Source organism: Candidatus Binatus sp., from assembly GCF_030646925.1.
In the GTDB taxonomy this organism is placed as follows: domain Bacteria; phylum Desulfobacterota; class Binatia; order Binatales; family Binataceae; genus Binatus.
The window spans coordinates 19,797-44,671 of sequence record NZ_JAUSKL010000046.1; the positions used below are offsets into that span (position 1 = coordinate 19,797).

Here is a 24,875-nt window from a genome sequence, read left to right on the forward strand (position 1 = left end):
TCATTTGACTCCGACAATTTCCGCGGTCGAGCAATGATAGACCATCGTCGGCGCGCCGAAGCACCAGATCAGATCGCTGTCGAGTTGCGGACGATAGAGCGGCATCTCGCTGATCGTGTTGGCGCAGAGGCATCGCCCGCACGACGTTTTCCCGCAGCAGTCGCGATAGCTGACGATGTAATCGCGGCCGTCGGACGGATGGCGGCAGGTGCCGACCCACGAAGTTGGCGAGGGAGTCGCGCCGGGCGGGCAATCATGCGAGCCGCCGCCGCAGCAAGTGCATAGAAATCCATCGATGGCGCAATATTTCCAATAGTCACACGTCGTGTCGTCCTCGGGGTTGCCTTTGGTATCTTCGGCGCGCGCGGTGGCGGCGACGCGATCGATTGGCAGCAGCGGCAGCATCGACGCGCCGAGCAGCATCCGGCCGAGGTAACTCAGAAAACTGCGGCGCGAACTGCGCTGCGCGACGGCGCGAGCCAGGTTCTCGAAAATCTTATCCATGATGCTGGTTGCCCTTCTCTCCGTTGGCGATCGCGGCCGCTGGCTCCATAGAATCATGCGGATGCAGATTCTTCAGATACTCCTGAATCGAGCCGATTCCCATCTGCTTCGCCGCCACGATGCTCTCGAGATGCTCGCGCGTATTGACTAATCCTTTGGCCCGCACGATTCCCTCGTGATCGATCAACACTGCATACGGAAGTTTACTCACTCGGTAGGTCATTCCAAGCTCAGACGATAGTACAAATGAGTATTGCCCAAGTTGGTATTTGCGGATGAATCCTTCCTGCTCAGACGGTTCGCCGTCGCTGGTGAAAATCAGATCGAGCCATTGCGATTCGGCGGCGACAACCGACTTGACGATCGGCAGAAGTTTTTTGCAAACCGGGCAGGTCGGCGAGACGAACATCAGGAGGCTGCTCCGCAGGTCGTCGCGCGGCGCGCCGAGAGTGAGCGGTTGATGCGCAAGATCGGTCAACTCGAAGACCGGCGAGCGGTCGCCAACTTTGGGGCCTTTGTCCATCGTGAGCGCGCCCATCGGCGCGATTCGTTCGTGCAGCACGCCGATTTGCCGAATCAACGCGAGCACGACCGCTGACAGCGCCAGCACTGCGATCCACAACACGACATGCGAGATGACGAGCGCGTCATGCATCGGCGATCTCCAGGGCGCGCAGATGCGGCGCGTTGGCAACCAGATAATTCGCCGCCGAGTACAACACCGCGAGAGTCGCTGCGGCAAAAGCAATCGTTGCGATATCGAGCGGCGCGAGCGGTCGCTCCGTAGCAGGCAGCATCACGATCGCGAGCATCGCGATCATTGCGGCATTGCGCGCGGGCAGCCACCAACTCAGTTGTTGCCGAAGCGCCGGCCCGAAGCATCCGCAATCGATATTGCGGCGGCCGCGCAGCAGGTTGATCGCGATCGACGCGGTGAAAACGATCAGCAGCATCGAGAGCAGCATCGCGGCGCTACGATGCGTCGCCGGCAGCATCAAGCCGATTGCGCCGGCGATTTCCGCGATCGGCACTGCGCCTGCGACCAGTCCTGAAATCTGCTCTGGGACGATTCGATAGTTCTCGACTGCGCCGTGAAATTCATTCAAGTCGATCAATTTCATTACGGCCGACGCCACGAAGATCAGCGCGAGCGCCACGGAAATCGTCCAGTCGATTGTCGGATCGATCGCGATCATTGCGATGCCACCATGTCGCGCGAGACTACGGCCCGTACGCGAGGAACGGCGTGCCGAGCTGATTCACGACGCCCAAAAATTTGCCATCCGACGCCGTGTATTCCTCCATCTGCGCTTCTTTTAACGCCAGCGCGTAAACGATCGGGTCTTCGTCCTGGCTTGCGTAGATCGAGTAGGCCGGAGTTTTCAGCGCGATCCGGCTGACACGAGTTTTTTTGGCCGCGTCGAAAACCCAGACTTCGTTCCCCGACTGTTTATGCGTCCATTCACCGCCCTGATGCATCAGCACGAAAATGAGTCCTTTCTTTTCGTTCGCCGCGATCGTCTGCCATCCGCCGGGCCGCCATCCGCTGTCTGTCTCGCCCAGCACCGACCATTCAGGCTCCGCGACCGCCTCCGCGCCCGACAGATCGAGCACGTGAATCGCGCCGTGATACGAATCGAAATACGCTTTGGTTCCGATCACCGCCGGCTGATCGAACACTGGATCCTTATTCGGATCGAAGTAGGGCTTGCCCTGCTTTTTTTCCTTGGCGGCGCCGTTGTCGTCGAGCGTAACGATCATGATCGATCCGTCGGCACACATCGAAGAGAACTGGCGATTGGAGGGCGCGAGCACCTGCACGCATCCGGGCGTATCGATCTCGCCGACGAATTTGCGCGCCTTCAAATCGACCACGCTCACCGACGTGGCGGGCGTCATGTTCGCGACCAGGAGAAAGCGGCCGTCCGGCGTGACGGCGGTAGTGTCGCGCTTCGGCACGATCAGAATTCGCTTGGGCGGAATCTCAACCTCGGCCTGGAAATTGAGCGTTTTCGCATCGAAGATCGTGACGACGTCGGTGCGCGTGCCGCGCCATGCGCGCGAGTAGTAGGTATCGATCATGTACATCTCGCGATGGTCCGGCGAAATTTCGAAGTTGCTCAGGTAGCCGCCGCTCAACTGGCCGAGCATCTTGCGCGTGCTGCCGTCGATGATGTCAAGTTTCGCGACGGTCGTGGTCGGAAAGCCGGCGTCGAGCACGAACACCCATTTCGGCTCCGGCTCGGGCAGAACTTTGGTCGTCATCTCGTCGGGCGGCAATTGCGCGCGCGCGGGCGCGATGAAAGTTGGAATCGCGAGAAACAGCGCCAGCACGATGCTCGATGCTTTAATCATAAGAAGTCGGCCCTTCGGTTGAACCTGCATAATATGCGCGGTCGCGCACGGTCAAGGCAAAGTCCTCGCCGGAAAAAATTGAGGCAGGCGAAATGCTTGCCTCGTGCGAATTGTCCGGCGATCGCGCGGCTCAGCGATGCGCGTCGGTACCGCGCGACACTTCCATCCAGGCCTTGATCAGATCGTCGGCTTCGTCGGGCTCGAGTCGGCCTTCCTTGACCGCGGCGAGGATGTCCATGATCGCGTCTTCGCTCTTTAGTTTCTCAGTCGCGCCGGGCCTCGCCGACGCCGATGCGGATTTTTCTTCGGCCGCTTTGGACGCAGCGGGCGATTTCGGCGATTCGTCCTCGCCGCTCGACCATCGCTCGCGCGCCGCGGTGCGGATCGTATCGCGCATCTCGCGCGCCGCCGCACGGACCCGATCGCGCATCTCGCCCCGCGCCTCGCGCGTACCGCCTCGGACGGCTTGCGAAACCAGTTCGCCGATTTCCTTGCCGAGCCGCGACAATTTTTCGCCTGCGTCGGCGGGTACGGATTTCTCGATCTCGCCGAATGCGCGCTCGACTTCGCGCAGTCCCTGCGACACGCTGCGTTTGACGTCGCGAATGATTCCAGTCGGCAGCGGGCCGGTGTCCGCGACGAATTTGCCCGCCGCGTCCATCACGGTGCGCACGAAAGCGGGAACGTCCTCGCCGATTTCGCGCGCCAACTCTTCGAACGGCGCGCCGAAAGCGCGGCCGAAGCCGCGATCGCCGCGGCCGTGGAAATCACGCTCGCGCGATCCGGCCATCGCGACGATGATGTCGGCGACCTTGGTTTCGATTGTGAGTTTCAAGCGGCCACCCTCGGCGTTTTCAGCACTCGCGATTTCGGGTCCGATCGTCCCGTGCACGTGATTGCGGCCGCGCCATTTGAATTGCGCGTCGTCGATTCCATAGGTGCGGATGCGCCCCCATCCGGACGCCGCGTCGAATTCGATCGACGACTTGTCATCCACATCGACGCTGACTCGCCCGCGGCTTCTGATGCTCCACGATTTGCCCGCGGGATACGGACCGCTCAGATCGATCGCGCCGCCAACTTCTTCGAGCGTGAGTGCGCCGCCGACTTTTCCGATTCGCACATTGCCGCCGACGAATCCGACGCCGACTTCCCCGCCGACGCCATCGACTGCGAGCTTGCCGCCGATTTTGCCGGCCCGGAGCGCGCCGCTCAGACTCTGCGCGCGGAGTTTTCCGCCGACGACGCCGGCTTCGACCTCGGTCGCGGTTTCGACTTCGAGATTTCCACCGACCAGCCGCGAGATGAACGGTCCGCGGAGTTCATTCAGGCGCACGGCGCCGGAGATTTTTTCGATTGCGATTTCGCCCTCGACGCCGCGGCAGTAAAAATCGCCGGCGACGCCCCTCAGACTGATCGAGCGCGAGGATTCCACGTTCAGCGAGCCGCTGATTTTGCGGCCCTCGACGCTGCCGGATTCCTTGAGCGAGAAATTGCCGGCCACCGAGTCGCGAATCGTGACAGCGCCGATTCGCCGCGCGTGAAAATTGCCGCGCACGCGGGTGAGAAACAGCGGCGCCGCGAAATCCGACGCGTCCAGATTGCCCGCGACATCCTCGACGTCGATCGCGACGCCGGGCGGAATCGATATGGTCGCGTTTGAGCGCGTCGAGATCTCGACGACGTTCGCATTGCGGATGATCTCGGGCGCATCACTGGAATCGACTATAACTTTGCCCGATTCGGACGACTCCGCGCCGCGCAGTTTCAAATTTCCATCGACGCGAACCACGCGGATCGATTCGACGCCTTCAAGAATCGTTTCTGCCATGGCTGTTCCTCCCTCAGTGGCGCGCGCAGCTAGTCCTTATCAATGGTGCTTTCGTTCAGCGCGGCCAGCGCTTCCTCGGGCGTGAGTTTGCCCGCCTTCAAATCGGCCAGCACGGTCCGCCGGCGTGGCGCGGCTTGATCGGGGACATCGTCGCTCGCCGCCTTGCCGGGGTAGCCGAGCGAGCGGATCACGTCGTCGAGGCGCGCGCGAACCGTGGGATACGAGATGCCGAGTTCGCGTTCGACTTCGCGGATGATGCCGCGGTTCTTGACGAAGACCTCGACGAAATCGATTTGCGCAGGCGTGAGCTTCAGAAGCGCGGGCATCGCAAAGTCGCCGTCGAGGGTGATCGAGCAGGCGGGGCATCTGAGGCGATTTACCGTGAGGTCGCCGTCGCAAGATGGACATTTAAGGATGATTGGCCGCATTGGTGATATATTGAATCCAGAAATTAAGATTGTCAAGTATTAAATTGATAATCTTAAGTTTTAGGCTTGCGGGGAGCTTTTCCCGTTGAGATCCATCGACTCCGGCAGCCTACGCTCGGGATGACGGAGGATAGCAGCCTCCGCTGGGGAAAATACGTTTGTCTTGCTTAGCTTTTTGGGGGAGCCGGATGCTGCTGGCTCAGGCAATGCACCGAGCCGAGGCCCCATACGAGGTCAGTCGAAGGCACGCCGACGACGCGGCGGCCGGGAAACAATCGCGCGAGCGTCGCGGCGGCGACGCTGTCCTGCTGGCAGTCGAAAGTCGGCATCACGATGCCGCCATTCGCGATGTAGAAATTCGCGTACGAGGCGGGCAGGCGAGTGCCGTCGTAGATGATCGCGGGGGGCATCGGCATCGTCTCGATTTGAAACGGGCGCCCATCCTGATCGGTCATCTGCTTCAGCCGATCGAAGTGTTCGCGCAGCACGCCGTAATTCTCGTCGGCGGGATCATCCTCGAGCACGGTGACGATCGTGTCGGGCGCGACGAAGCGCGCGAGGTCGTCGATATGCCCGTCGGTGTCGTCGCCGGCAATCCCGTCGCCGAGCCACAGCACCTTTGCGACACCGAGATAGGTCTTCAGGAAATCTTCGATCTCGGCGCGGGTCAGTTCCGGATTCCGATTCGGATTGAGCAGGCACGATTCGGTAGTAAGCAACGTGCCCTCGCCGTTGACGTCGATCGAACCGCCTTCGAGGACCATCGGCGCCTCGATCATCTCGAAATTGAAACGCGCTCCGAGCTTTTGCGGCACGACGTCGTCGAGATCGAACGCGCCGTATTTCTGGCCCCATGAATTGAATCGCCAGTCGAGCGCGATTTGATTCGGTCCGGCGCCCGCGTCGTCGACGCGATTTACAAAGATCGGACCGTGATCGCGCGCCCACGAATCATTGGTCGGTATCGCGAAGATTTCGATGCGCCGCAAAATCGCATCACCATTCCGATCGATGCGCCGCGCCGCGTCCGCAATCATCGCGCGCACGCCGCCGATTTCCGACTCATCCTGTACCATCAAACGAATCGCTTCGAAGCTCGCGATCGCGGCGACCATGTGCGCGTAGAGCGGCGGAATCGCGTCGAACTTGCCCGGCCAGGTCTCGACGTTGTGCGGCCAGACGAGGTAGCAGGCAAGATGCGGCGCCCATTCGGGGGGCATCCGGTACGCGCCAAGCGCGCGGCGATGCTCGGCGGGAATTCGATTCACGGCTTCACGGCTGGCGATTCACGAGCGGAATCGGCGCGTGAGATCGTGGTAGGCGTCGATTCGGCGATCGCGCAGGAACGGCCAACTGCGCCGCGTTTCTTCGATTTTTTTAAGATCGCATTCGACCACTAGCGTCTCTTCGTCGCTGCCGCCGGCGCGCGCGATCACCTGTCCGAACGGATCGGCGACGAACGAATCGCCCCAGAATTCGAGCTCGCCCTCGATTCCGACCCGGTTGACCGCCGCGACGAATACGCCGTTGGCGATTGCGTGGCTGCGCTGAATCGTCTCCCATGCATCGCGCTGAACGGGACGGACGCCGGCGGGCTCGCCGTGCCACCATCCGATCGCGGTGGGATAGAAAATAATCTGCGCACCCGCCATCGCGGTCAAACGCGCCGCCTCGGGAAACCACTGATCCCAGCATACGAGCACGCCGACCGAGGCGTGCGCGGTGGGATGCGCGCCAAAATCGAGGTCGCCGGGCGTGAAATAGTATTTTTCGTAGAAGCGCGGATCGTCGGGGATATGCATCTTGCGATAGCGCCCCGCGATCTCGCCGGTCTCGTCGATGACGACCGAAGTGTTGTGATAAACGCCCGCGGCGCGGCGCTCGAACAGCGACGCTATGATCGAAATCTTGCGCGACTTGGCGATTTTGCCGAGCGCTTCGGTCGAGGGTCCGGGAATCGGCTCGGCGAGTTCGAATGCGGCCTGGTCCTCGGTCTGACACGGGTAGTGCGAGCGAAAAAGTTCCTGCGTGCAGACGATTTGAGCGCCGCGCGCGGCGGCTTCCTCGATTTTGGCGATCGCTTTATCGAGATTGAGGTGCGGCTCGGGCGCGCAGCTCATCTGGATTAGCCCGATCGCGACCGTGTCGATCTCCGTCGCCATGTCCAAGTTGATAGCAACCACCGCCGCTTCATGCCACCGCGGGCACGAATCGCGATGAATCGACGCCGATCGCTCGTCCACGCGGGGTTGCATAACTCGCGTCTGTGATATTGTAATGATGCGCGCAAAATCGATCGCGCATGGAGCAACTTTTCGAAGCTGCCTGCCGCTGATAGCCGGGTCCTGCGCAAGGGAAGGCCGCGAACCCCGCCAGGTCCGGAAGGAAGCAACGGCACCGGCTGCAACCCTGTGCCGCAGGGGTGCCTGGCTATCATCCGACGGGCAGCTTCGATCTGATATTTCGCGATGGCCGAGACCCCGACACATCTGGTACTCCCGCGCAAATGGCGGCCCGAGCAATTCTCCGAACTGGTCGGCCAATCGCACGTGACGCGCACGCTCAGCGAGGCGCTTAGGCGTGGGCGAATCGCGCACGCGTTCCTCTTCACCGGGATTCGCGGCGTCGGCAAGACGACTGCGGCGCGCATCCTCGCGCGATGCCTCAACTGCGAGAAGGGTCCGACGCCCGAGCCGTGCGGCGAATGCGCGGCGTGCGTCGAGATTCGCGCGGGCCGCGCGCTCGACGTGAGCGAGATCGACGGCGCCACCTATCGCAAGATCGACGACGCGCGCGCGATCATCGAGAATCTCAGCTACCGGCCCGCGCGCGATCGATTCAAGATTTATATTATCGACGAAGCGCATCAACTGACCGACCAGGCCTTCAACGCGCTGCTGAAAACGCTCGAGGAGCCGCCGCCGCACGTCAAGTTTATTTTGGCGACGACTGAGCCGCAGAAGATGCCCGAGACGATTCTCTCGCGGCTGCAGCGCTACGATTTTCGCCGCATCCCATACGCGACGATTCTCGAGCGGCTGAAGGATCTAGCGCATCGCGAGGAGATCGAGATCGAGGAGTCGGCGCTGAGATTGGTCGCGCGAGAAGCTGGTGGCAGCATGCGCGACGGCGAGCGGATGCTCGAGACAGCGATCGCGACTTCGGCCGGCAAAGTGACGGAGACGGAAGTCGCATCGTCGCTCGGCGTCGCGAGCCGCACCGCGGTGCTCAAGATCACCGACGCGATTCTCGATAAGAACGCCGCCGAAGCGCTGCGCGGTGTGCGCGAACTCGCAAATCGCGGCGCCAACCTCGAATCGCTCGGCCGCGATTTGCTCGAGACGCTCCGAAATCTCGCGATCGCGAAGCTGCCGGCAACTGACTCGCAGAGCGCGCTCGACGACATCCCGGATCACGAAGTCGCGGAATTGAAGCGGCTCGCGGGCCGCGCCAGCGCGCGCGATATCATGCGCCTCTTTCATCTGATGGCCGAATCGCAGGAGCAGCTTATCCGCTCGCCGTATCCGGACCTGCTGCTCGAGATGGCCGTGGTGCGGATGGCGTCGCTGGCGGCGGTGATCGATGCGGATGAGTTGCTGCGCGCGATCGGATCGAGCGGCGCGGCACCGCAGTCGTCGTCGGGCGGAGGCAGCAGCGGAGGATCGCGCGGCGGCGCGCCTCCAGAGCCGCCGGCGAAGGAGCCCGCCTCGGGCACGCGCCGGCTCCGCGTCGAGGGCGAAGTCAAAGCCGACGCGCCGCTCAGAAAGCCGCTGGCGCCTGATAGCGGCGCTCGCGATCTGCCCGAACTGCGCGATTTCATTCGCTCGCGCCGTGCTGCGCTGGCGGGCTTCATGGAGCAGGGCGCGGGTCTCGCGATTGCGGGCAACCTGCTGACGCTGTCTGCGCGCAACGACATCTATATTCGATATCTGAACGACAACAAGTCGGCGATCGCGGATCTCGCGAGCGAACATTTCGGCCGCAAAATCCGCGTCGAGCTTTCGACTGAAGGCCTCGCGTTCGCGGCGTCGAGCGGCACCGGGAATCGCGCGCCGACGACGCCAACTTCGTCGAATGAATCTCCGCGCGAGCCGGAACGTGCGGCGCCCGCTGCGATGCAGGCATCGAAGGCGGCGATCGCACCTGCGCGATCGGCTGAGTCATCGCAGAATCGAATCGACAGGCTGCCGCTCAAAAAAAATAATGGAATCGCGTCCGCGGCCACAAATGCGACCGCGCCGCTGCGCGCGGCGACGCCCGAAGAAAAGCAGGCGGTGCTGACGGATCCGGCGGTGCGGCGAATTTTCGACTCGCTCGACGCGCGCCTGGTCGAGCTCAAAGTACCGACTTCCAACTCGAGCGTGGCCGAAAAAGGCGGCGCCGATATCGATTCAAAGTAGAAGGCGTCGCGGTTCAGGGGACCCGCGGCGGGGAGTGAGATAGATCGTGGCACAAATGGATTTGGCGGCGCTGATGCAACAGGCGCAAGCGCTGCAAGCGAAGATGCAGGAGATGCAGGAAGCGGCGGCGGCCAAGACCGTCGAGGCGCAATCGGGCGGCGGGATGGTGCGGGTGGTGGTGGACGGCACGATGCGCGTGCGCAAAATCGAAATCGATCATGCGATCGTGGCCGCGGGCGACAAATCGATGCTCGAAGATTTGATCCAGGTCGCGGTCAACGACGGAATCGCGCGCGCGCAACAACTGCTCGCCGAGGAGATGGGCAAGCTCGGGCCGCTCGGCAATCTCAAGATTCCCGGTTTCGGCGCCGAATGACGGAGCGCGCAATGACGGAGCCCGCAACTGGGGAGTCCGATTGATGGCGGAGAATCTGAAGCGTCAGGACGGCCTGCCGCCCGCGATGGCGCGACTCGTCAAGGAACTCTCACGCTTGCCGGGTATCGGCGAGAAGACCGCTGCGCGGCTCGCGTTCAATCTGCTGAATCGTCCGCGCGACCAAGTGATCGCGCTCGCGGAGTCGCTGCTCGAAATGAAAGAGCGGATCGGTCTCTGCGCGGAATGCTTCGGGCTGTCGGATCATCCGCGATGCCAAATCTGCGACGATGCGGCGCGCGAGCGCGATGTGATCTGCGTGGTCGAGGGGCCGGCAGACTTGATGGCGATCGAGCGCGCGCGAAGTTTCAACGGCGTCTATCACGTGCTGAACGGCGCGCTCGCGCCGCTCGACGGAATCGGCCCCGACGATGTCAAGATGAAGGAACTGTTCGCGCGCGTCGATCCGCCGGCCGGAATCCGCGAAGTGATCATCGCGACTAACGCGACGGTCGAAGGCGAGGCGACGGCGCTCTATATCGCGCGGATGCTGAAACCGCTCGGCGTGAAGATCACGCGCCTCGCGCGCGGATTGCCGGCGGGCGGCGATCTTGAATACAGCGACTCCGCGACCTTGACCAGCGCGCTCAGCGGCCGCCGCGAACTGTAACCGCGCTACCTGAAATCTCGGCGCGATGCTAATCTAGGTTCGTGATCGAACTACCAATCATTCTGGTCCCTGGCGAGGACGGTTACATCGTCGCCGAGTGCCCGATCATTCCGGGATGCATCAGCCAGGGCCGCAATCGCGAAGAAGCGCTCGACAATATCCGCGAAGCAATCGAGCTCTGCCTGGAGAATCGCGAGAGCGAAGGTTGGGAACTGCCGAGCGACTATGAAGTCGTGCGACTCCCGCTGCACGGCTGAGATGTGCCGCCCGCTGCTGGTTTACCGGTAATTTCAGGAGCAGTTTGCATCACTGCGCTCAAGAAACTTGGCTATCGGCAAGCTCGGCAGAAAGGCAGTCACGTTCGATTGGTTTGCGAAAATCGTGGTCCCGTCACTGTTCCTCTTCACGCGACGCTTGACCGGGGAACTTTACGTGCGATCATTCGCACTGTCGAAATAACGGTCGAGGAATTCACCGCTCTAATCTGATCCCATCAATTCAAATACCCAACGTTCCTAATCCACTTGCGATGAAGAATACGAAAATCGTTGCCAGGGTTGGCGCCGCGATGCTGGCGCCAATTTTCACAGTGGCGATATCCGCCTGCGGCAAGTCCGCGCCGCGCACGCCCGCGATGCAGGGGCGAATCGTTTACATGACCAACTGCGTCGTGTGCCACAACGCCGACCCGAATCTGGCCGGCAGCCAGGGACCGCCGATCGCGGGTTCATCGCGCGAGCTGGTCGAGGATCGCGTGCTTAATCTGCAGTATCCGCCGGGCTACACGCCCAAGCGCACGACCCATGCGATGCGCGCGTTGCCGCAGCTCGCCGGCCAGATCGACAATATCGTCGCGTTCCTCGACGAAGCGGCGAAGCAGAAGAAGTAGCGCGGCAAATTCCTGCGCCGAAAAAAGAGCCGTGGATCTCGTTTCCACGGCTCTCGTCGATTCGCGAAATTTCTGTGCTAGTGGCAGGTCACCCAGATCACGACAATCAAAACCAGCCAGAGGGCCAAGCCTGAGTGAATCGTCCCGGAAATCGAATCAAGCGGCTTCTTGGTCGGGCCTTGCGTGCCGACGAGCGCATTCGCCTCGACGATCGCGAGTATGATCAGCGTAATCACCAGCCACGCCGTGAGGCCGCCCGAGGTCGCCTCGTTGAACAGATTGTAGTGGCTCGCGGCGCCCATAAAGAACAGCATCGGAATTGAGAACAAAGTGTTGGTGCGCGAAGCGAGCGCCGCGCGCCTTCCAGCGGGCGCCGCCGCGGGATTCGCCGCCGCGCCGCCTGCGGTCGCGACCGCGTTGGCGATAATTATTTTCTGATTGGGCCAGATGACGAACCACACGTTGGCCCACATAATAAGTCCCATGAAACCGCCGGTGAAGATCGCGACCGTCCACGGCGTCATCGCGTAGTTGAGGCGCATCGCCCACCACATCAGCAGGTAGAGCAAGCCGAAAATAACCGTGCCCATCGCGCCCCAGCGGAACCACCAGAGCGCGCGCGGCACCAGTTTCTGGATCGCGCCGCTGCGCACCGCCGGATCGGTTTCGCCGAAAAACGGCGTCTGTACCAGGTTGAAATAATAGAGCAAGCCGATCCACGTGATGCCGAAAAGGAAGTGCAGCCATCGGAGCAGCATCAGGGTAAGGTCCATCAATTATCCTCCTCGTCCGTTGTGATCCCCCGCGTAGTACAGCGACTTGTTTTTCACAGCATCGGGGCTTTTGCAACAGCCCGCCGACCAGCAGCACGATAGCGCCTCGATTTGGCGAACTACGCAATAGCCAATGTGACGAGCTACAGAAGTAGCCAATCTGAATAGTCAGTTACGAAGCAGCGAACTCAACTGAGTAATCGCGCGCGGCCACGCCGACCGAAATTTGCTCCGATGCGGAATCGTGCAGTACAATTCTGGTAGGCACTGGCAGCCTGCCGCCGAGCGCAATCAACGACGAATCGCCTGCAGGAAATCAACCCCCATACCGCGTCCGGCATCATTGCCGATGCGAAAGGACGGTCTTTTACTATGGCCTTTGAACTTCCCCCGCTTCCCTACTCGATGGACGCGCTCCAACCTTACATCTCGGCGGAGACGCTCGAATATCATCACGGCAAGCATCACGTGGCCTACGTGAAGAAGGCGAATGAGCTGGTCGCGAAGAGCAAGTTCGCCAACGCCTCGCTCGAGGAGATCCTGAAAACCGCCGAGCCGGGTCCGCTCTTCAATAACGTCGAGCAGCACTACAATCATTCGTTCTACTGGAAGACTCTTGCCCCGAAGGCTGGCGGCGAGCCGAAAGGACCGATCGCCGACGCGATCAAGCAAGCGTTCGGCAGCTTCGCGGCGTTCAAGAAAAAATTCAGCAAGGCGGCCGACGAGCATTTCGGCAGCGGATGGGCCTGGCTGATACGGAACTCGAGCGGCGCACTCGAAGTGGTATCGACGCACGACGCCGGATGCCCGATTCGGCAAGGGCAGACGCCGATCATCACGTGCGACGTGTGGGAGCACGCGTATTACATCGATTATCGCAACGAGCGTCCCAAATACGTCGAAGGATTCTGGAATCTGGTGAACTGGGAATTCGCGAACAAAAATCTGAAATAGACGCGGTGCCGATTTCGCTTTGCGGGACCAATTCTCCGTACTAGAGTCGGCTTGATATCGCGACTCGGAAGTGCGCGACAGAAGGAGAATCCCGCAATGCAGCAGCTCGAAAATCGCGTGGCGATCATCACCGGCGGCACTGGCGCTCTCGGCCGCGCCGTGAGCGAGAACTTTCTGACGGCGGGCGCGCGCGTCGCGATTCCATGGGTCGTCGAAGCGGAAGTGCCGATGCTCGAGGCTCAGCTCGGCAACCGGTTTCCCTCGTCCGCGACCTTCCTCAAGAAGGCCGACGTATGCGACGAGAAACTGTTCGGCGATTTCGCCGCCGAAGTCGAATCGAAGTGGGGCAAGATCGACATTCTCGTGAACCTCGTCGGCGGTTTCTGGGGCGGTTCATCGATCGCTCAGACGAGCATGGCAGAATGGCAGGCGATGTTCGATCTGAACGTCAAGCCGACTTTTATCTGCTGCAAAACGGTCGCGCCGATCATGCAGAAAAACAAGTGGGGCCGAATCGTATCGGTGACCTCGCGCACCGGCCTGCTCGGCGCCGGCGACTACGCCGCGTACGCGGTCGCGAAGGGCGCAATCGCGACGTTTACCGTGTCGCTTGCCGAAGAACTGCTCGCCGACGGCGTGATGGTCAATGCGATCGCGCCTAGCACGATCGACACTGAAGCGAATCGCAAGGCGATGCCCAATGCGAAGCATGAGAAATGGGTGAAGCCCGAGGATATCGCGCGGACGCTCAATTTTCTCTGCTCGGACGATTGCCGCGTGACGTCGGGCGCGATCGTCCCGGTTTACGGCAAGGCCTGAGAAACAGGTCTGCGACGATCAGTGGCCCGGGTCGGGATTCGATACCGCGAGCCGGAGCCGCGGCCGAAGCGGCAATGCGAGGCGAGCGGCTATTACTCGATACACGTCGGCGCTGAACGCCATCCCGACGTGACTGCCGAGCACTTCGACGTTCTCGATCGTCGGCGCGTCGGAGTTATCGACGCAACTTTGCCAATGCACCACGCCATCGGTGCGCGAGTACACCACCGTGGTCGGCACGTCTTTCGGCGAAGTCTCGCTCATTCGCAATCCGCATGAGCACGCTTCGCTGAGGCATCTTTCGGCTTTGCCGCGGATGCGCGCCATCGAACGCGCCACCGCCGCGACCGCGTGATTGGAAGAATCGCGTGGCCATCGGATCGGAGAACCCAGAGTGATCACGCGCTCGACCAGTTGTGGATTGCGATGAGCCAGTTCGCGCGCGTAGATGCCGCCGAGGCTATGCCCAATTACCACGATCGGAGAATCCCACCGATCGGCGGTGCGAGCGAGCCGACTGCTCAGATGTTCGACCGATTCGCGCGGACACTGCGAGTTCGACCAGATCCCGGCAAAAACCGCGCGATGCCCCAGCCAGCGACAAAAATTTGCCATCGGCGCGAGCGTCACGTCACCCGCCATGAAGCCTGGGATCAGCATCACCGTTTTGCTGTTGGCGCGCTCAACGCGCGGCCACGGATAGCTGAGCGCGCCGAGCCAGAATAGCGAAGCCTCGAACGGAAAGCGCAGTTCGCCGAGCGAATCGAGCAAGGAGGGACGCTGTGGTTCTGCTTCCTCTGGATTGTCCGTCATGGCGTATGCTTGTGCCATCGGTGATCTAGCTCAGCAGCTCGCACCGGCAACGACGGGGAGACTATTCGTTCGCGGGGCGAAACCGCAGCCACAATCAACCCATCCACAACCATAACATAACCATTTTGTTGCGAAATCTTCAATCGAAAACTCTGCTATAGAAATGAGCATAACCAGTGCCATGAATATCTGCATATGACCGCCGAACAGGCGCTTGAAATAAGGCGCAAATTGGGCGAAATAACCTGATTGCGAGGTGACCTGTGGAATTCGGTATCCAAATTGCGAATATGCCCCCGGCCAGGTTTCGCGAAATCGCGCAAACCGCCGAGGGCCTCGGCTTCGATCTGATCCTCTTTCCGGATCATATCGTGATGGAAGGTCCGGAGCGGCAGATGGATCCGCACGCGCTCGCTTACGATCATATCGCGGTGGCCGCGGCGCTGATGGAGGCGACCAAAAAAATCCGTATCGGGCACCTCGTGCTGTGCAACCTGTTTCGCCATCCGGCGATCACCGCGCAAAGCCTGATGACGCTGGATCACTTAAGCAATGGCCGATTGATCGCAGGCCTCGGCACCGGATGGACTGAGACGGAATTCAGGATGACGGGAATCAGCTTCCCGCCGATCGCGGAGCGGCTCCGGATGCTCGACGAAGCGCTGACCTGTATCCGCTCACTGTGGAGTAACGAGCAGACCAATTTCGACGGCGAGTTCTATCATCTGAAGGACGCGATCCTGTGGCCCAAGCCGATCCAGAAGCCGTATCCGCCGATTCTGCTCGGCGGCGGCGGCAAGGGATTGCTGCGAATCGCGGCTAAGCATGCCGATATCGTGAATATCATCTCGGAAGCGGGCAAAATGGGGCACATCTCGCTCGAGTACATCCGCAAGATGACCACCGACGCCTTTCGCGAGAAGGCCGATTTCGTGCGCGCCGAAGCGAAGAAACATGGCCGCAATCCCGCCGCGATCCGCTTGAGCAATGCTATCTTCGCGCCGACGGTCACCGAGACTCGCGAAGAAGGCCGTCAGGCTGCCGAGATGATGGCGCAGATGTTCGGAATGAGCGTTGATGCGGTCAGGCAATCGCCGCTCGCGCTGATCGGTACGCCCGACGAATGCGTCGTCGAGTTGAAGCGCCGCGCCAAGGAATGGGACGTGACGCAATTCATCTTTTCGGGTCCGATCGGCCAGGATGAAAAGGGGCTCCGCCGGCTCCGCGAAGATATCCTGGCGCACGTGTAGCAAGGGAAGCGCGAAAAGAAAAGAGGGGAGAAATCTGCGAAACCCCTCACGGGTTTCGCGCTTCCTGGGGCGATAATATGCGCGCTCCGCGCTGATAATAGCATCCTGAAAAGCGCGGCAGCGATGACGAGTCTCGCTCCCCCCGCAGCGCGCGATCGCCCGGGTAGAGCGGGCGTCCCTGCCCGCCGCTGATTGCCGGCGCCGATGCAATCGCACAATATCTACGCCGCATCGCTTGCCCCGACGCATGCATTCCGCGTCAATGCTCCGCCAGCATCGCCGCCACGCAATTCGGAGGCGGGCAGGGACGCCCGCCCTACCCACTTTTGAGCGAAGGCTGCCGGAGTCGAAGGATCCCTTGCGCTCCTTTCTGTCATTCCCGCGCGATGGCTGCCGCGCGAGGAATCCCGGATCTTTTGCGGATATCGTGCGATTAAATGTTGAACGACAGCGCGTGCTTGCGCTTGTCGGCGAGCGATTGCAGCGTCGCCGTGCGCAGGATCGAATTGACCGTATCGCGCACCTCGCGCCACACGTCGCGCATCGCGCACGCTTGCTCGCGCGGGCAGTTCGCCGAGTTTTCCTCGAGGCATTCGACCGGGACGTAGTCGCCCTCGACGATCTCGACCACGTCGGCCATCGTGATTCGCGACGGCGGCTTGGCGAGCATGTAGCCGCCGCTCGGTCCCTTCTGGCTGGCGACCAGGCCGCCGCGTTTAAGCTCGATCAAGAGCCGCCGCAAGTAGTTCTCCGGGATGTCCTGGGTCTCGGCGATCTCCTCGACCCGGATCGGGATGTTCGATGGATACCGCTCCGCCAGATGCAGCAAAGCCTTCAGGGAATAATCAACGCCGACGCCGAATTTCATCTTTGATCCAACGCCTTTGTAGCATATCGTCCGAATAGATGGAATAGACGACCGACTTTGTCATCTAATTAATTGACTAAGTTACTCACACTAGTTATGTTTTACCTACTCGCGCCCATCAAAGAGGTGCAAGCAAGCATCCTGTAGAGGAACGCTGTAGTGCCGAGGAAAGAACCACAATCCTGGGAAATGGTCTTGAAGCGCAACTCGGTCGAGCGCCTCAAGCACGAACTGTTTCCCACCGAACTCGCCGGCCAATGGAATCGCCTGGCCGAGACCTCGTACGAGAAGCTGCCCGAGGAAGATATCGTGCGTCTGCAGTGGTTCGGCATGTACCACGACAAGCCGAAGATCGGCACCTTCATGATGCGCGTGAAAATTCCGAGCGGCATCCTGAGCGCCGACGGGCTCCGCGCGATCGGCGAGATTTCCGAGACCTACGGACGCGACCAGGGCGAGCTCACGACGCGCCAGAACTTCCAGCTTCATTACATCACGCTCGATAAATTTCCCGAGATTCTCGAGCGCCTGAAGCGCGTCGGGCTCACCACGATGGGCGGCTGCGGCGACGTGGTGCGCAATATCACCGGATGTCCCGTCGCGGGCGTCGATCACGACGAGCTGTTTGACGTGACGCCGCTGATCGCAGAGGCGGCCGGCTTCTTTTACGGCAATCGCGAGTACTCGGATTTGCCGCGCAAGCACAAGATTACGATCGCGGCGTGCCGCTATCACTGCAATGCGCCGGAAATTAATTGCGTCGCGCTGATCGGGATGGTCCGCGACGGCCGCGAAGGATTCGCAGTGCGGGTCGGCGGCGGGCAATCCTCGACGCCGCGCCTCGCACGACATCTTGGCGTGTTCATCACGCGCGAACAGGCGATGCCCGTGATGCGCGCGATCATCGACGTGTGGAAAGGCACCACCGAGTACCGCATCTCGCGGGTCAAGGCGCGCCTCAAGTTCATGATCGACGATTACGGCCCCGCGGAGTTCCGCAAGCTGGTCGAGGCGCGGCTCGGTTACGCGCTCGAGGATCTCGCCGAGACGCCGCTTCCTGACGATGAAAGCGATCACATGGGAATCAGCGCGCAGAAGCAGGACGGCCGCCACTACGCGGGCTTTCCGGTGTACCTAGGCCTGATGAGCGGGCGTCAGATGCGCGCGATCGCAGACCTGGTCGGATCGTTCGGCGGCGATATCCGGCTCACGCGCCGGCAGAATTTCATCATCACGGGAATCCCGACAGCGCAACTCGACGACGTGATCGCAAAGGTCGGCGAGATCGGATTTCCACTCAGCGCGAACGGCCTCTATGCGTCATCGATCGGATGCATCGGCGATCCGCATTGCAACTACGCGGTGACGCCGACCAAGACCAAGCTCGCGACGATTATCGAGCGCCTGGTGGCCGAGTTTGGCGAACAGGTCGGCGGCCTGAAGCTCAATCTCGACGGATGCCCGCATGCGTGCGCGCAGCATTGGACCGGCGATATCGGGCTGCAGGGCACCACCGGACGCGGGCCGAACGGCGAGCCACTCGAGGCCTTCGATATCATCCTGCGCGGCGGACTCGGCAGGGACGCGGCAATCGGCAAGCCGGTGCTGCGCCGCGTGCCGTCCGCGATGGTCGAAGATCAGGTGACCCGCCTCTTCGGCGCATACCTCGAACGACGACAAGCGGGCGAGTCCTTCACGCGCTTTTGCGTGCGGACCTCCGACGCGGAATTGACCTCAATCGCAAACGGCAACGCAATCGGCGCTGACGCCGCCGCCTGAACCTCCTCTGAGGACTGTCTGATGGCTCTGCAAATCGAATTGGACGAACAGGTCGAAACTCCCAAGCTCAGCCTGATCATGGATGAACTCGAGGCGGGTGAAGCCGCCGTCGAGCTCGACGACCGGGACCCGCAAGCAGTCATCGCGTGGGCGATCGATCGCTTCGGCAGCGAGCTCGCGATCTGCTCGAGCTTCCAGGCCGAGGGCTGCCTGCTGATCGACATGGCGTGGCGAATCGATCCGAAGATTCGCGTCTTCACGATCGATACCGGCCGCCAGCCGCAAGAGACTTACGACTTGATCGACAAGGTGCGCGATCGCTACGGGATCAATACCGAAATTTTCCTGCCGGAAACGAAAGTGGTCGAGCAGATGGTCACCAAGCACGGCAACAACCTCTTCTACCGCGACGTCAATCTGCGCCTGCTGTGCTGCCAGGTGCGCAAGGTGCTGCCGCTCCGCCGCGCGCTGATGAACTACAGCGCCTGGATGACGGGGCTGCGCCGCGATCAGTGGGCGACCCGCTCGAACATCCGCAAGATCGAGATCGATCACGATCACGGCGGAATCGTGAAGCTCGCGCCGCTAGCCGACTGGACCGAAGACGAAGTGTGGGACTACATCCGCGCCAACGACGTTCCCTACAACGCGCTCTACGACAAGGGCTACAAGTCGATCGGATGCGGTCCATGCACGCGCTCGGTCGGCGAGGGCCAGGACGCGCGCGCCGGCCGCTGGTGGTGGGAAACCGGCGCGCCGAAGGAATGCGGGATGCATTGCGCGATCGAGACCGGCGGCTTCGAGCATGAGTTGGCGGCACTGCTCGGGCGCAACGGCAACGGGCATTCGAACGGAGGCGTTTAGAACGATGTCGAGCGACGACGAACCCAAAACGGGTGAGCCGATAACGCTCGACACTCTGCAGCACGATCTCCTGGTTCCGCAAATCCAGGCATTCCTCGAAGCGACCAATGACCCGCAGGCGCGCGAAGTCTATGGCGCGCTCGCGGCGGCGATCGATCGCCTCGAAGTACCTCCAGAGCTCGCGGCGCGGCTCGGCGCGATCGTCGAAGTCGCCCTGACCAGCGGGCGTATCCGCAAACTCTTCGGCCCCGGCGCGGAACTATCGCTGAGCGCGCTCTTCATGAAGACGCCGCGCGGCCGCGAGATCGCGCAATCGCTCGGCGAACTGAACAGGGCGCTCGCGACGCTGAAGGATCAGACAGTCGAGCAGATTACGGCGTCGCAGCGGAGTCCCGGCGCCTACGCGCTGACGCTCAAGACTAGCGGATGCCAGCTCGTGATTCGCTTCGAGCAAGCCGGCGTGCGCATCGAAAGCCTGGAAGTCGATCTGGGCTAGCGATTTTGATCCGCTACGGTTCGAGGCGCTCCATCAGGCGCGGGAACGGAATCGTCTCGCGGATGTGATGGCTCCCGCAGAGCCATCCGGTGACCCGCTCGATGCCCATCCCGAAGCCCGCGTGCGGCACCGAGCCGTAGCGGCGCAAATCGAGGTACCATTCGAACGGTTCGAGCGGCAGATCGTGCGCGAGAATTTTGCTCCGCAACGTTTCGTAATCGTCCTCGCGCTGTCCGCCGCCGATAATTTCGCCGTGACCCTCCGGCGCGAGCATATCGACGCATAGCGCGACCTCCGGCCGCGCCGGATCCTGCTTCATGTAGAATGCTTTGCAGACCGTCGGGTATCGATGCACCATCACAGGGCGATCGAACTCCTCCGACAGCAGGGTTTCTTCATCGCCGCCGAAATCGTCGCCCCAATTGACGGCTGCGCCTTTGCGCTTCAGCCGCTCGATCGCCTCGTCATAACTGATGCGCGGATACGGCAACTCGGCGGATTTCTCGAGCTTCGAAGTATCGCGCTCAAGCGTCTTCAGCTCCGCCGATCTGCGCTCGAGCACGCGGCCGACGATGTACGCGACGAACTCTTCTGCGAGCTTCATGTCGCCGTCGAGATCGCAGTACGCGACCTCCGGCTCGACCATCCAGAATTCCGTGAGATGCCGCCGCGTCTTGGATTTCTCCGCGCGAAAGGTCGGCCCGAAGCAGTACACCTTGCCGAATGCGAGCGCGCCCGCTTCGACATAGAGTTGCCCGCTCTGTGTGAGATACGCCTTGCGATCGCCGAAGTAATCGACCTCGAACAGATTGGTCGTGCCTTCGCATGAAGTTGGCGTCAGGATCGGCGAGTCGAACAGCACGAAGCCGCGCTCGTCGAAGAAATCGCGGCATGCCGACGCGATCTCGCTGCGAATCCGCAATATCGCATGCTGGCGCGACGAGCGCACCCACAGATGCCGGTTGTCGAGCAGGAACGCGACGCCGTGATCCTTCGGCGTGATCGGATAGTCAGTCGAAGGCGCTACAATCGCGATCGATTTGAGCGTCAGTTCGTAGCCGCCGGGCGCGCGCTTGTCGGCCCGCACGACGCCGCTTACTTCGAGCGAAGTTTCCTGGCCCATGTGATCGGCGGCGGTGAAACTCTCCGCGCCGATATCGCCGATCGAGGCGACGCACTGGCAGATCCCGGTCCCGTCGCGGACCTGCAGGAAATGTATTTTGCCGCTCGAGCGCTTGTTGTTCAGCCAGCCCTTCAGCGTGACTTCATTGCCTTCGTGGCGCGCGAGGTCTTCGACATAAACGTGATTGGAAGCTGGGGCATCCATGCGCCACATTTAAGCATATCGGCGCGCGAACTGGAGAGCCGTTCGTCGCTTGCAGGGAACGGCTGCGGTAGGATCGCCGCGAAGGGAGATAGTTCAGCGTGCTGGCATCGGTGAGAGAATTTGCGGGACGGACTACGTCGCGATGAACGCGCTTGATTACGCGATCATCGCGATCGTCGTGATCGGGGCGTTGCACGGACTCAGGCGCGGCGCGATCAGGATGGTCACCACGGCGGTGGCGTTGGTCGCCGCGCTGAATTTCGCGTCGTTGTACTATGCACAGGCGGGCGAACTCGCCGGCGCGCAGCTAGGCGTCAGTCAGGCCGCGGGCGCGGTCATCGGATGGATCGCGGTGTTCCTGTTGATTTTCATCGCGGTCGGAATCATCGGCGCCGCGATCGTTCGCGTGATCCATTTCGTGCATCTCGGCTTCCTCGATCGGCTCGGCGGAGCGTTACTCGGCGCCGGGATCGCGACCCTGCTGACGGGAGTCGCGGTGATGCTGATGTCGGCGATGGCGCCGGACAACACCCCGCTGATTCGCGATTCCCGCTTGGCGCCGCCGCTGATGGCCTATACCGAGAAGATCGACGGATTCATCCCGCAGGAAGCGAAGCAGACCTATCAGCGCAATCGCGACGACTTGAAGAAATATTGGGACCAGAATGCGACGAAGGGCGCAGGCGTTGCGCTGTTTCCAGACGCGTCGCCTTCGCCCTCCAGCAATTAACGATTATATAGCGTGCTCGATTACGCGGTGATCGCGCTATCGACTGCCTTTACCAGCGTGCCCCGCGGCACCGCGCCGATAATCTGTTCCTTGACCTGACCACCCTTGATGATGAGCAGGTTCGGGATTCCGCGCACGCCGTATTGTGCCGGCGTCGCCGGGTTGTCGTCCACGTTGATCTTGACGATCTTCAGGCGGCCCGAATACTCGCCGGCGAGGTCGTCGAGGATTGGAGCGATCGCGCGGCACGGGCCGCACCACGGCGCCCAGAAATCGACCAGGACCGGAGTATCGGACTTGAGAACTTCGTTCTCGAAGCTGCCATCAGTAACATGCACGATTTTGTCGCTCGCCATGAATTATTCTCCTGTAGTTGCACACTGCAACATAAGTACGGTCGGCTATCCAGTCAAGGCAGCCTGAGCTGTGAACGTGCGGCGCTGCTGACAACATTGTATCTCAATCGCGCGGCTATCGCTTCACGATCGTTACGGCGGCGCCGTAGGCCCCGATCGCTTGACCGCGATGCGCTTTCCACTTCGCTGCATAAGCATGCCGGCGCCGATGCTCAATGACGTATTGCCCGACTTGCTCGAAGAGATGGCTTATCTGCTGAAGCAGCAGGGCGCGGACCCGCTCGAGCCCAAGCTGCGCGCGCTTCGAATCGAGTCGGTATGCGATTGCGGTGACGAGAATTGCGCGAGCTTCGCGACCGCGCCCTTGTCCGCGTCAAACTCATAGCTTCGTGAAGCCGTCCGCGCTCCATTGTTCCGAGCCAACTCCATTATGGACGAAGAACAGCCCGTCCGGATCGTATTTTCTTTTGATTTCAGCGAGGCGAGGGTGGTTGCTGCCCCAGTACGCTTGCTGCCATCCCTTCTCGAAGTAATTGCTCTCGCTCACATACGCTCCCGCGTCCGGCACGAGGGCACGAAGCTGACTCATGCATCGATCAACGCGCTCCGCGGCTTTGCGGCCTGCCGCAACCGATGGTTCATGCCCGGGAATTCCCGGATATGCGGGTCGTTGGCCGTCGGCTACGATCGCGAGAGCGAAGGCGGTCAGCACTGCCGGATTCATCGCGGTGTCCTTCGCCCCGGCGATCGCATCGGGCGGCGCTCCGGCCAGTCCCTTATTGAAGTGCAGTTCGACACCTGAATAGCGAGAGCTTGCAAAAAACGCGTCAGCGAGACGCTGCTGCGCGTCATTCTCGAGCAGCGAAGCCGGCAACCACAGCGACTCGAAACCCCAAATGAACCATCCGACCTGCCCGCCGTCTCCCTTCCACCACGCGTTATTGGGTCCAGCGCCAGGCCGATGGTCGAACTCGAAAACCGGCTGCCGCATCAAGTGTACGAGGGCATAGTCAAACAACGCGGTTAGGGCATCTCGATTGGGGAAAGCCAGCTCAGCCCAGTGCTCTTTCCACCATTGCACGTCCCACCAGCGCCGCGCCGGTATGCTTCCGATAACCACCCGCCCTTGAATCGAATATTCGTGCGGCGAACGCGCCACCCAGTCCAGAAACGGCTGCCAGACTTTTTTCGCCTGCCCCGCGTCCAACCCTTGAGAGACCATGCTGATAACGAGCGTGTTGTCGGGGTTAACGTGGGCCTGCTCTCCCCAATGGTCGTTGAAGAGATTCTCCCGATAGAAGCTCACGAACTCGCGGATAAGGCGGCGATAGGCGTCATCCGACGCCGCTTTGATCGTGAAGTTGGCGGTGCCGAAGAACTCGGGGAGATCGTGAACGCGCACTGTCACCTTACTCACCACCCCAAAGCTCCCGCCTCCTCCGCCTTTCAACGCCCAGAACAGATCGGGGTTAGTGCATGCATTCGCGAGGCGAATCTGGCCGTCGGCAGTGACCACTTCGGCTTCGAGCAAACTTCCTGCGGCGGAGCCGTAGTGCTTCGAGTAACTTCCAAAGCCACCACTTTGAATCAGACCCGCCACGCCTACCGTCGTGCATCCGCCACCCTGAACGTATTTTCCACCCTTGGTCGTAACCGCGTCGTATGCCTGAATCCCGATCGTTCCGGCGCCGAGCGTCACCGCCGGTTGCGGCTGTTGAGTATGCTCGCATCCTTGCGGAACAAATCCGGTATGCACCACGATATCGTTCATGTGCCGGGTCCAAATCAGAAGCGAATCAGGCGCATTGGACGTGCCCTGATAGCTGTGGCCGCCGCCCCTGACCACCAGGCGCAAGTCATTTTCGCGGGCAAACTTCACGGCCTCGGCGATGTCATGGGCATTTCTTGTCGCGACTGCGTAAACGCTTGGTCTGGTGGCCCATGCGTCCACCCATCCCAAGGTCTGCGTGAGCCCGGGCTGATCGCCGATGTAATATGGATTTTTCAGGTTCTCCGAAAGAAGCTTGGCTGCAGCGCCCGCTGGATCGGTTTTGAATACCGAAAGGGGAAAGTTTACAGGAATCAAATTTCCGCCGACTGCATCATCGAGTTGCTTCCACGCCGGCTGCGATGGCCACGTGGCGTCGGAAGGACGGCGCCGGCGGAAATTCGTACTCGCCGAGAGGCGGCGCGGCAAAATCGGCAGGAGCGCCGCCGATCCGATTGCTTTCAAGAATGCTCTTCTGTTCATTAACCCTTTTTCCCGAAAGCTCAATTTTCCTCACGAGGAATATCCGCTCCCCGGCTCAACTGCCGTGGCGTATCACGAGACCTGCGCGGGTGCCGGAATCGCGCTTATGAGCCGTCCGACGGCTGTTCACTGATCAGGATTTTGT

Annotated in this window: 28 protein-coding genes and 1 other RNA gene; 15 read left to right on the forward strand and 14 right to left on the reverse strand. The window is 61.3% G+C overall.

Annotated elements, in window-relative coordinates:
- The 8 genes from Q7S58_RS07450 to Q7S58_RS07485 form a co-directional block, all read right to left on the reverse strand.
- On the reverse strand, positions 1-504 hold the full coding sequence (locus Q7S58_RS07450; RefSeq protein WP_304822839.1) for a methylamine dehydrogenase light chain: 504 nt from the start codon (positions 502-504) through the stop codon (positions 1-3).
- A complete protein-coding gene (mauD, locus tag Q7S58_RS07455) occupies positions 497-1,159 on the reverse strand; it encodes a methylamine dehydrogenase accessory protein MauD (RefSeq protein ID WP_304822842.1) in 663 nt (220 codons plus the stop codon). Before mauD ends, Q7S58_RS07450 begins: the two co-directional genes overlap by 8 nt.
- On the reverse strand, positions 1,152-1,700 hold the full coding sequence (locus Q7S58_RS07460) for a MauE/DoxX family redox-associated membrane protein (RefSeq protein ID WP_304822845.1): 549 nt from the start codon (positions 1,698-1,700) through the stop codon (positions 1,152-1,154). The genes mauD and Q7S58_RS07460 overlap by 8 nt, the downstream gene beginning before the upstream one ends.
- A gap of 25 nt (positions 1,701-1,725) precedes the next feature.
- Positions 1,726-2,859, reverse strand: coding sequence for an amine dehydrogenase large subunit (locus Q7S58_RS07465; protein WP_304822848.1), 1,134 nt, complete (start codon positions 2,857-2,859; stop codon positions 1,726-1,728).
- A 130-nt stretch (positions 2,860-2,989) separates the two neighbouring features.
- Positions 2,990-4,690 (reverse strand): hypothetical protein, encoded by a 1,701-nt coding sequence (locus Q7S58_RS07470; protein WP_304822851.1) that lies wholly within the window; start codon positions 4,688-4,690, stop codon positions 2,990-2,992.
- Positions 4,691-4,719: 29 nt separating this feature from the next.
- A complete protein-coding gene (locus Q7S58_RS07475) occupies positions 4,720-5,118 on the reverse strand; it encodes a DUF2089 domain-containing protein (RefSeq protein WP_304822854.1) in 399 nt (132 codons plus the stop codon).
- A gap of 167 nt (positions 5,119-5,285) precedes the next feature.
- Positions 5,286-6,386, reverse strand: coding sequence for an agmatine/peptidylarginine deiminase (locus tag Q7S58_RS07480; protein WP_304822857.1), 1,101 nt, complete (start codon positions 6,384-6,386; stop codon positions 5,286-5,288).
- Positions 6,387-6,404: 18 nt separating this feature from the next.
- Positions 6,405-7,280: a carbon-nitrogen hydrolase gene (locus Q7S58_RS07485; protein WP_370655479.1), complete on the reverse strand. Its 876-nt coding sequence runs from the start codon at positions 7,278-7,280 to the stop codon at positions 6,405-6,407.
- A 174-nt stretch (positions 7,281-7,454) separates the two neighbouring features.
- Here Q7S58_RS07485 and ffs point away from each other — a divergent pair.
- The 7 genes from ffs (at position 7,455) to Q7S58_RS07515 (ending at position 11,450) form a co-directional block, all read left to right on the forward strand.
- An RNA gene (ffs, locus tag Q7S58_RS07490) (signal recognition particle sRNA small type) lies at positions 7,455-7,553 on the forward strand.
- A 33-nt stretch (positions 7,554-7,586) separates the two neighbouring features.
- Entirely contained in the window at positions 7,587-9,518 is a 1,932-nt protein-coding gene (dnaX, locus tag Q7S58_RS07495) for a DNA polymerase III subunit gamma/tau (RefSeq protein WP_304822863.1), read from the forward strand.
- A gap of 55 nt (positions 9,519-9,573) precedes the next feature.
- Complete coding sequence (locus Q7S58_RS07500; protein ID WP_304823028.1) at positions 9,574-9,894, forward strand: YbaB/EbfC family nucleoid-associated protein; 321 nt, start codon at positions 9,574-9,576, stop codon at positions 9,892-9,894.
- Between the two features lie 43 nt (positions 9,895-9,937).
- Positions 9,938-10,561 (forward strand): recombination mediator RecR, encoded by a 624-nt coding sequence (gene recR / locus Q7S58_RS07505; RefSeq protein WP_304822866.1) that lies wholly within the window; start codon positions 9,938-9,940, stop codon positions 10,559-10,561.
- A gap of 41 nt (positions 10,562-10,602) precedes the next feature.
- The gene (locus tag Q7S58_RS07510) at positions 10,603-10,818 is read left to right on the forward strand and encodes a type II toxin-antitoxin system HicB family antitoxin (protein WP_304822870.1); all 216 of its coding nucleotides are present in this window, start codon (positions 10,603-10,605) and stop codon (positions 10,816-10,818) included.
- A 3-nt stretch (positions 10,819-10,821) separates the two neighbouring features.
- Positions 10,822-11,049, forward strand: a complete 228-nt coding sequence (locus Q7S58_RS22115) for a type II toxin-antitoxin system HicA family toxin (protein ID WP_370655478.1) — start codon at positions 10,822-10,824, stop codon at positions 11,047-11,049.
- Between the two features lie 41 nt (positions 11,050-11,090).
- A complete protein-coding gene (locus tag Q7S58_RS07515; protein ID WP_304822874.1) occupies positions 11,091-11,450 on the forward strand; it encodes a cytochrome c in 360 nt (119 codons plus the stop codon).
- Positions 11,451-11,527: 77 nt separating this feature from the next.
- On the opposite strand, the gene Q7S58_RS07520 is transcribed toward Q7S58_RS07515, so the two are convergent.
- A complete protein-coding gene (locus tag Q7S58_RS07520; protein WP_304822877.1) occupies positions 11,528-12,223 on the reverse strand; it encodes a urate hydroxylase PuuD in 696 nt (231 codons plus the stop codon).
- Between the two features lie 372 nt (positions 12,224-12,595).
- Here Q7S58_RS07520 and Q7S58_RS07525 point away from each other — a divergent pair, with 372 nt between their 5' ends.
- Both Q7S58_RS07525 and Q7S58_RS07530 read left to right on the forward strand, forming a co-directional pair.
- A complete protein-coding gene (locus tag Q7S58_RS07525) occupies positions 12,596-13,177 on the forward strand; it encodes a superoxide dismutase (protein WP_304822880.1) in 582 nt (193 codons plus the stop codon).
- A gap of 96 nt (positions 13,178-13,273) precedes the next feature.
- Positions 13,274-13,996 (forward strand): SDR family NAD(P)-dependent oxidoreductase, encoded by a 723-nt coding sequence (locus Q7S58_RS07530; RefSeq protein ID WP_304822881.1) that lies wholly within the window; start codon positions 13,274-13,276, stop codon positions 13,994-13,996.
- A gap of 18 nt (positions 13,997-14,014) precedes the next feature.
- On the opposite strand, the gene Q7S58_RS07535 is transcribed toward Q7S58_RS07530, so the two are convergent.
- Positions 14,015-14,827: a triacylglycerol lipase gene (locus Q7S58_RS07535; RefSeq protein WP_304822884.1), complete on the reverse strand. Its 813-nt coding sequence runs from the start codon at positions 14,825-14,827 to the stop codon at positions 14,015-14,017.
- Positions 14,828-15,099: 272 nt separating this feature from the next.
- Here Q7S58_RS07535 and Q7S58_RS07540 point away from each other — a divergent pair, with 272 nt between their 5' ends.
- Complete coding sequence (locus Q7S58_RS07540; RefSeq protein ID WP_304822887.1) at positions 15,100-16,059, forward strand: LLM class flavin-dependent oxidoreductase; 960 nt, start codon at positions 15,100-15,102, stop codon at positions 16,057-16,059.
- Between the two features lie 433 nt (positions 16,060-16,492).
- Here the strand turns inward: Q7S58_RS07540 and Q7S58_RS07545 are convergent, their stop codons facing one another.
- Positions 16,493-16,927 (reverse strand): Rrf2 family transcriptional regulator, encoded by a 435-nt coding sequence (locus tag Q7S58_RS07545; protein ID WP_304822890.1) that lies wholly within the window; start codon positions 16,925-16,927, stop codon positions 16,493-16,495.
- Between the two features lie 159 nt (positions 16,928-17,086).
- Here Q7S58_RS07545 and Q7S58_RS07550 point away from each other — a divergent pair, with 159 nt between their 5' ends.
- From Q7S58_RS07550 to Q7S58_RS07560, 3 genes are read left to right on the forward strand one after another with little or no spacing between them, the layout of a single operon-like run.
- On the forward strand, positions 17,087-18,706 hold the full coding sequence (locus Q7S58_RS07550) for a nitrite/sulfite reductase (RefSeq protein WP_304822895.1): 1,620 nt from the start codon (positions 17,087-17,089) through the stop codon (positions 18,704-18,706).
- A gap of 21 nt (positions 18,707-18,727) precedes the next feature.
- The gene (locus Q7S58_RS07555; RefSeq protein ID WP_304822897.1) at positions 18,728-19,570 is read left to right on the forward strand and encodes a phosphoadenylyl-sulfate reductase; all 843 of its coding nucleotides are present in this window, start codon (positions 18,728-18,730) and stop codon (positions 19,568-19,570) included.
- A 4-nt stretch (positions 19,571-19,574) separates the two neighbouring features.
- The gene (locus tag Q7S58_RS07560; RefSeq protein WP_304822899.1) at positions 19,575-20,066 is read left to right on the forward strand and encodes a hypothetical protein; all 492 of its coding nucleotides are present in this window, start codon (positions 19,575-19,577) and stop codon (positions 20,064-20,066) included.
- Positions 20,067-20,079: 13 nt separating this feature from the next.
- Here Q7S58_RS07560 and asnS read toward each other — a convergent pair whose 3' ends face one another.
- A complete protein-coding gene (gene asnS, locus Q7S58_RS07565; RefSeq protein ID WP_370655480.1) occupies positions 20,080-21,393 on the reverse strand; it encodes an asparagine--tRNA ligase in 1,314 nt (437 codons plus the stop codon).
- Positions 21,394-21,535: 142 nt separating this feature from the next.
- Between asnS and Q7S58_RS07570 the strand changes: the two genes are divergently transcribed.
- The gene (locus Q7S58_RS07570) at positions 21,536-22,123 is read left to right on the forward strand and encodes a CvpA family protein (RefSeq protein ID WP_304822903.1); all 588 of its coding nucleotides are present in this window, start codon (positions 21,536-21,538) and stop codon (positions 22,121-22,123) included.
- Positions 22,124-22,143: 20 nt separating this feature from the next.
- Here Q7S58_RS07570 and trxA read toward each other — a convergent pair whose 3' ends face one another.
- Positions 22,144-22,479, reverse strand: coding sequence for a thioredoxin (gene trxA / locus Q7S58_RS07575; protein WP_304822906.1), 336 nt, complete (start codon positions 22,477-22,479; stop codon positions 22,144-22,146).
- Positions 22,480-22,687: 208 nt separating this feature from the next.
- Between trxA and Q7S58_RS07580 the strand changes: the two genes are divergently transcribed.
- Complete coding sequence (locus Q7S58_RS07580; RefSeq protein ID WP_304822909.1) at positions 22,688-22,864, forward strand: hypothetical protein; 177 nt, start codon at positions 22,688-22,690, stop codon at positions 22,862-22,864.
- Here the strand turns inward: Q7S58_RS07580 and Q7S58_RS07585 are convergent.
- Positions 22,859-24,730 (reverse strand): FAD-dependent oxidoreductase, encoded by a 1,872-nt coding sequence (locus tag Q7S58_RS07585; RefSeq protein ID WP_304822912.1) that lies wholly within the window; start codon positions 24,728-24,730, stop codon positions 22,859-22,861. The genes Q7S58_RS07580 and Q7S58_RS07585 overlap by 6 nt on opposite strands.
- Positions 24,731-24,875 lie beyond the last annotated feature (145 nt).